Annotated in this window: 6 protein-coding genes; 4 read left to right on the forward strand and 2 right to left on the reverse strand. The window is 74.9% G+C overall.

Annotation, left to right across the window (positions count from 1 at the left end; genetic code table 11):
- The coding region (locus J1M39_RS00005; RefSeq protein WP_241253743.1) for a hypothetical protein at positions 1 to 1,081 on the forward strand (1,081 nt) is incomplete at its 5' end.
- A 33-nt stretch (positions 1,082 to 1,114) separates the two neighbouring features.
- Positions 1,115 to 1,663: an NYN domain-containing protein gene (locus J1M39_RS00010; RefSeq protein ID WP_036316538.1), complete on the forward strand. Its 549-nt coding sequence runs from the start codon at positions 1,115 to 1,117 to the stop codon at positions 1,661 to 1,663.
- A 22-nt stretch (positions 1,664 to 1,685) separates the two neighbouring features.
- Here J1M39_RS00010 and J1M39_RS00015 read toward each other — a convergent pair whose 3' ends face one another.
- A complete protein-coding gene (locus tag J1M39_RS00015; RefSeq protein WP_036316534.1) occupies positions 1,686 to 2,534 on the reverse strand; it encodes an HAD family hydrolase in 849 nt (282 codons plus the stop codon).
- A 73-nt stretch (positions 2,535 to 2,607) separates the two neighbouring features.
- On the opposite strand from J1M39_RS00015, the gene J1M39_RS00020 reads away from it, so the two are divergent.
- Positions 2,608 to 3,684, forward strand: coding sequence for a malate dehydrogenase (locus J1M39_RS00020; RefSeq protein ID WP_206496335.1), 1,077 nt, complete (start codon positions 2,608 to 2,610; stop codon positions 3,682 to 3,684).
- A gap of 103 nt (positions 3,685 to 3,787) precedes the next feature.
- On the opposite strand, the gene J1M39_RS00025 is transcribed toward J1M39_RS00020, so the two are convergent.
- On the reverse strand, positions 3,788 to 4,708 hold the full coding sequence (locus J1M39_RS00025) for a carbohydrate kinase family protein (protein WP_078026162.1): 921 nt from the start codon (positions 4,706 to 4,708) through the stop codon (positions 3,788 to 3,790).
- Between the two features lie 127 nt (positions 4,709 to 4,835).
- On the opposite strand from J1M39_RS00025, the gene J1M39_RS00030 reads away from it, so the two are divergent.
- Positions 4,836 to 6,179, forward strand: a complete 1,344-nt coding sequence (locus tag J1M39_RS00030) for a uracil-xanthine permease family protein (protein WP_206496336.1) — start codon at positions 4,836 to 4,838, stop codon at positions 6,177 to 6,179.
- Positions 6,180 to 6,296 lie beyond the last annotated feature (117 nt).

Genomic DNA, 6,296 nt, shown 5'->3' on the forward strand with positions numbered 1-6,296 from the left:
CTCCTCCCACGCTCCCGCCGCCACCCACACCGCCCGGGGCCGCCTGGTCTGGGTGGACGTCGCGCGCGGCCTGGCCCTGGTCGCGATGATGGTCGCCCACACGGCGCCCGCCGGCGGCCCGGGTGGGGTGCTCCACCTCTCCGAGCACCTCACCGCGCCCCTGTTCGCGGCGCTCGTGGGCGTGGGCGCGCGCCTCGAGGCGGAGTGGCTGGGCCGTGGCCGGGCCGTGCCCCGCGCGCTTGTGCGGGCGGCCGCCCTGTGCGGGGCGGCGTGGCTGACCGGGCTCTTCGGGGCGGCCGTCGTGAACGTGCTGGCGCACCTGGCTGTGCTCACGGTGCTCATGGCACTGCTGGCCGCCCTCCCCCTCGCCGCGCACCTCGTGCTCGCCGTCCTGGCCGGCGGAGGCGGCCTCCTGCTCGCCGCCACACCGACGGCCGACGTCGTCGACCGGCTCCTCCCCGCCGCGCAGGCGCTCGGGCTGAGCCGCGCGACGCTGACCCCGTGGGTCTCCGCGTTCCTCACGGACGGCCCGTTCCGCCTCCCCCTGTTCCTCGCGTGGGCGCTGCTGGGGGCGGTGCTGGTCGCCACCGTCCACGGCACGACGACGGCGGCCCCGGCCCGGCGCGCACGGCTCACGGGGCTCGCCTGGGCGGCCGGGGGGATCGCGCTGGCCGGCGTCGTGCTCGCCCTGTCCCGGACGCAGACCGGCGCCGCCCCCGTGCCCTACACGGCGACCCCCGCGGAGGCCCTGCTGGACACGGGCCTCGTGCTGACCGTGCTCGGCGGGTGCGCGGCCCTGGCGCCGCGGTGGGCCGGGCTGCTGGCCGTGCCCGGCGCGATGACGCTGTCCGTGTACGTGGCGCACCTGTGGTACCTCGGCTGGGTGCGGGGGCTCGGACCCGGGCCGTGGCGCAGCGCCACGGGCACGGACGACACGTGGTTCAACCTGGCCGTGCTGGTGGCCGGCGCGCTGCTGCTGCCGCTGCTGTGGCGGGCCGTCGTGCGTATCGGCCCGTTCCGCGCGGGGCCGCTGGAGGGCGTCGTCCGCCTGCTGACGGCCCCGTTCGACCGCGCGCGCTGACCGACGTCCACCCCAGCGGGTAGCCTCGAGAGCGTGAGCGAGCGAACCACCTACCTGCTGATCGACGGCGAGAACATCGACGCCACCCTCGGCACGTCCATCCTGCAGCGGCGCCCCCAGCCCGACGAGCGGCCACGCTGGAAGCGCCTGCTCGGCTACCTCGAGGACCGCTGGGACCAGCCGGTCAAGGGCCTGTTCTTCCTCGCCATCGACGGTGAGATCCCCATCCCGTTCGTCCAGGCGCTCACCGCCCTCGGCTTCCAGCCGATCATGCTGCGGGGCGAGGGCAAGGTCGTGGACATCGGCATCCAGCGCACCGCGGAGGCGCTGCTGGGCCGGGAGGACGACGTCGTCCTCGTCAGCCACGACGCCGACTTCGCCCCCCAGCTCACCGACCTCGCGGCCACGCCGGGCCGACGCACCGGGATCATGGGCTTCGAGGAGTTCCTCTCCCACGAGCTGCGCCGCATCCCCGGGGTCGAGTTCTTCGACCTGGAGCACGCGGTGGGCGCGTTCGACTCGTCCCTGCCGCGCCTGCGCGTGATCGACGTCGAGGCGTTCGACCCGAACGAGTTCCTCTGACCCGCCGGGGGCGGCCCGCGGCTCAGTCCGTGGGCAGCTCCAGCAGGCGTTCGACAGTGGCGGCCACCCCGTCGTCGTCGCACGCCCCGACCACGCCGTCCGCCGCGGCCAGCAGCGACGGATGGCCCGAGGCCACGGCCAGGCCGAGACCAGCCCACTGGAGCATCTCCAGGTCGTTGGGCATGTCCCCGAACGCGACGACGTCGACCGGCGCGACCCCCCGGCTCGCGGCGAACTCGGCGAGGGTCGCGGCCTTGTGCACGCCCGGGGCGGACATCTCCACGAGCGCGATGCCGGGCGCGGAGTGCGTGGCACTCACGAGCTCGTCCAGCTCGGCGCGGGCCGCGGCGAGGAAGGCGTCCGGGGCCAGGGTGTCCGAGCGGGCCAGCAGCTTCACCACGCCCAGCCGACCCGGCAGCGCGGCCTCGAGCGTGGCCGCCGCGTGGACCTCGGCCCGGAACTCGGCGCGCTCGGAGAACGCGTGCTCCCAGAAGAAGCCCTCGAGGGTCTCGGCGCCGAAGGACACGGTGCGGTCCAGGGCGCGCAACCGGTCCGTGGCTGTCCACACGGCCTCGACGGGCATGGGGTGGGCGATCAGGACGTCGTCCGTGGCGGTGTCCACGAGGACGGCGCCGTTGGAGCAGATCACCGGGCCGACGGGGCCGAGCTGCGCGCTCAGCGGGCCGAGCCAGCGGAGGGGACGGCCGGTCACGAACACCACCTCGACGCCGGCGTCGTGGGCGTCCCGCAGCGCCGCGATGGTGCGCGGGCTCAGGCGCCCCGACCGCGTGTGCCGGTACCCGATGATGGTGCCGTCCAGGTCCGTCGCGATCATCCGCGGACGGCGCGAGGGCAGGGGCAGGGCGGGCATGCGCTCAGTCTAGGCCGGGGCCGTGCGGCGGGCCGGGGTGTCCTCCGCGGGCGAGCGGGGGCACGATGGGGGCGTGGACACCGCACTGCAGACCACCGCACAGGACACCGCCCCGGACCCCGCGTCGACGACGCCCCGCACGGTCACCGTCACCGGCGCCGCCGGCAACATCGGCTATGCACTGCTCTTCCGCATCGCCGCCGGCGGGATGCTCGGCCCGGACACCCCGGTCCGGCTGCGCCTGCTCGAGATCCCGGCCGCCCTGGGCGCCGCGGAGGGCACCGCCATGGAGCTCGCCGACGCGGCCTTCCCGCTGCTGGCCGACGTGGAGGTCACGGACGACCCGGCCCGCGCCTTCGACGGGGTCCAGCACGCGCTGCTCGTCGGCGCGCGGCCGCGCACGAAGGGCATGGAGCGCGGCGACCTGCTCGAGGCGAACGGCGGGATCTTCGGGCCGCAGGGCCGCGCGATCAACGACCACGCGGCGCAGGACGTGCGGGTCGTCGTCGTCGGGAACCCGGCCAACACCAACGCCCTGATCGCCGCCGCGCACGCCCCGGACGTGCCGGCCGAGCGCTTCACGGCGCTGACCCGGCTGGACCACAACCGGGCCGTGGCGCAGCTGGCGGCCCGGGCCGGCGTCGCGGTGACGGACGTGGCCGGCGTGACGATCTGGGGCAACCACTCCGCGACCCAGTTCCCGGACCTCACCCACGCCCGCGTGCGGGTGGACGGGACGTGGCGGCCGGCGCTCGAGGTGGTGGACCCGGTGTGGGCGGGCGAGGAGTTCGTGCCGCGCGTGGCGAGGCGGGGCGCGGAGATCATCGAGGTGCGCGGGGCGAGCTCGGCGGCCTCGGCGGCGTCCGCGGCGATCGATCACATGCGCGACTGGACCCTCGGCACCGGTGTGGACGCGGACGGTGCGTCGCGCCGGACGTCGGCCGCGGTGGTCTCGGACGGCTCCTACGGGGTGCCGGAGGGGCTGATCAGCTCGTTCCCCGTGACCTCCGACGGCGGCACCGCGTGGCGGATCGTGCCGGGGCTGGAGCCGGACGAGTCCGTGCTGCCGGGTGAGGGCGGGCGGCTGGCCGCGACCGTCGCCGAGCTGGAGGCCGAGCGCGACGCCGTGCGGGGGCTGGGCCTGCTCTGAGGCGGCCGTGATCTTCTGCGTCTCTGACCCTTCTGGGGGCGTCCCCGCCCGCCGGAAGGGTCGGATGCGCAACAGATTCGTGCGGGGACGGGCGGGCGTGGGATCAGTCCGCCAGCTCGGCCCGCGTGGGCGGGTCCGCCCCCGGGCGGGAGGCCGTGATCGCCGACGCGCGGGAGGCGTAGATCAGCACCGACTCGACGTCGGCCGGGTCCATCGCGTGCAGGCGGCCGCGGTTCGCGGCGCCCAGCAGGGAGCGGTCGTCGAGGGCGGCGAGCAGGGCGGCGGTGAACGAGTCACCGGCGCCCACGGTGTCCGCGACGTCCACGGGCACGATCGGGCGCTCCACCACGCCGTGCGCGGTGACGGCCACGATGTCCTCGGCGCCGCGGGTCATCACCACGAACGCCGGGCCCATCTGCTGCCACGCCTGCAGCGACTCGCGCAGCGGGCGGTCCGGGTACAGCCACGCGATGTCCTCGTCCGAGGCGTGCACCACGTCCGCCAGCCGCACGGACTCCTCCGCGCGGGCGCGGGCGAACGCCCGGTCCGGCACGATCGTGGGCCGCACGTTGGGGTCGTAGCTGATGGTCGTGACCGCGGAGATCCGCTCGAGCAGGGCCATCACCTCGGCGTCGCCGGGGGCGAGCATGGTGGCGATGGAGCCGGCATGCATGTGGTGCAGCGGACCGCCGGCGGCGTCGTCGAAGTCCCGGGCGAGCGCGGCGGCGGGCGGCAGCGTCCAGTCCAGCTCGAACTCGTAGCTGGCGGCGCCCGTGGGATCCAGGCGGGCGGTGGCCACGGAGGTGGCGGCGGCATCCGGCTCGAGCAGGCAGCGCACGCCGTTCTCCCGCAGATGCGAGGCGACCATGTCCCCGTGCGCATCGCGGCCGAGGCGGCCGGCGAACAGGACGGGCCGCTCCAGTCGGCTCAGGCCCACGGCCACGTTCAGGGGGCTGCCACCGACGTGCACGCGGGGGGTCGCGGTGTCCGAGACCACGACGTCGACGAGCGCCTCTCCGATCACACCACAGTACTGAGCCACACGCCCCACGGTACCCTAATCACCGGCGCGGAACCGGGGCTGTGCGCAGGCTTCCAGGCCCCCGAGAAACGCCCGACACCCCCCATCCCCGACCCCTCGGCAGGCGGCCATGTCCCCGTCCCCCACCCCCACCCGGCCCTCACGCGGCCCCGGCTGGCGCCTCCACGGCGACGGCCGCACCATCACCCCGGGCACCGTCGTCGCCCCGGACGAGCGGCTGAGCTGGCCGCGGACCGTGGGCATCGGCGTGCAGCACGTGATGGCCATGTTCGGCGCCACCGTGCTCGTGCCCGCCCTGACCGGCATGCCCGCGACGACGGCGCTGCTCTTCTCCGGCCTCGGCACCCTGCTCTTCCTGGTCATCACGGGCAATCGTCTGCCCTCGTACCTGGGCAGCTCGTTCGCGTTCATCGCACCGCTGACTGCAGCCACCACGATCGGCGGCACGGGGGCCGCGCTCGGCGGCATCCTCGTGACGGGCCTGCTGCTCACGGTGATCGGCGTGATCGTGCACCGCGCCGGCACCGGCTGGATCCACGCGCTCATGCCACCGGCGGTGATGGGCACGATCGTGGCCCTGATCGGCCTCAACCTCGCCGGCGCCACGACGACGGCCATGCAGGAGGTGCCCGTCACCACGTTCGGCACGGCCCTGGCGGTGGTGCTCACGGCGGTGGCGTTCCGGGGGCTCCTGGGCCGCCTGTCCATCCTCGTGGGCATCGTGGTGGGCTACGTGCTGGCCCTCGCGCAGGGCCAGGTGGACTTCGCCGCCGTCCGGGAGGCCGCCTGGATCGGGCTGCCGCCCTTCCACGGCCCGGAGCTTCGCTGGGACCTGCTGCCCCTGTTCCTGCCCGTGGTGCTCGTGCTGGTCGCGGAGAACATCGGCCATGTCAGGACCGTCGGGCTGATGACCAAGCGCGACCTGGACCCGCTCACCGGCCGTGCCCTGATCGCGGACGGCCTGTCCACCATGCTCTCCGGCGCGGGCGGCGGCGTCGGCACCACCACGTATGCGGAGAACATCGGCGTGATGGCCAGCTCGCGGGTCTACTCGACAGCGGCGTACTGGGTAGCCGGCCTCACCGCGATCGCCCTCGCGTTCCTGCCGAAGTTCGGGGCCGCCGTCGCCACCATCCCGGCCGGGGTGGCCGGCGGCGCGGGCATCATCCTCTACGGGATGATCGGCATGATGGGCGTGCGCATCTGGGTGCAGAACCGTGTGGACTTCTCCAACACCGTGAACCTCATGGCGGCGGGTGCGGGGCTGATCATCGCGATCGCCGACCCCCAGCTCGTGGTGGGCGGGCTCGTGTTCGGTGGCATCACGCTCGGCACGGTCGCCGCCCTGGTGGTGTACCACCTCATGACGGCGATCGCCCGCGCCCGCGGCACCGAGCCGGTGCCCGAGGACGAGGAGCAGTTCGAGGCCTCGGAGGCCGGCCGGCTCGGCTGACCCCGACCCCGCCTCGCGCCCTTTCGGTCGTGAGATAGGGCCAATCCCACGACCGAAAGCGCTCAGAACCCCCCTTTCACGTTCGAAAACGCGGGGGTCGGCTGCGCGGGGCGGGGC

This window comes from Micrococcus sp. KRD077, from assembly GCF_017168505.1.
In the GTDB taxonomy this organism is placed as follows: domain Bacteria; phylum Actinomycetota; class Actinomycetes; order Actinomycetales; family Micrococcaceae; genus Micrococcus; species Micrococcus luteus.

Bases quoted from the DNA above. Each gene is read 5' to 3' on its own strand.
- J1M39_RS00015 (WP_036316534.1), bottom strand. From the start codon at position 2,534: ATGCCCGCCCTGCCCCTGCCCTCGCGCCGTCCGCGGATGATCGCGACG.
- J1M39_RS00030 (WP_206496336.1), top strand. From the start codon at position 4,836: ATGTCCCCGTCCCCCACCCCCACCCGGCCCTCACGCGGCCCCGGCTGG.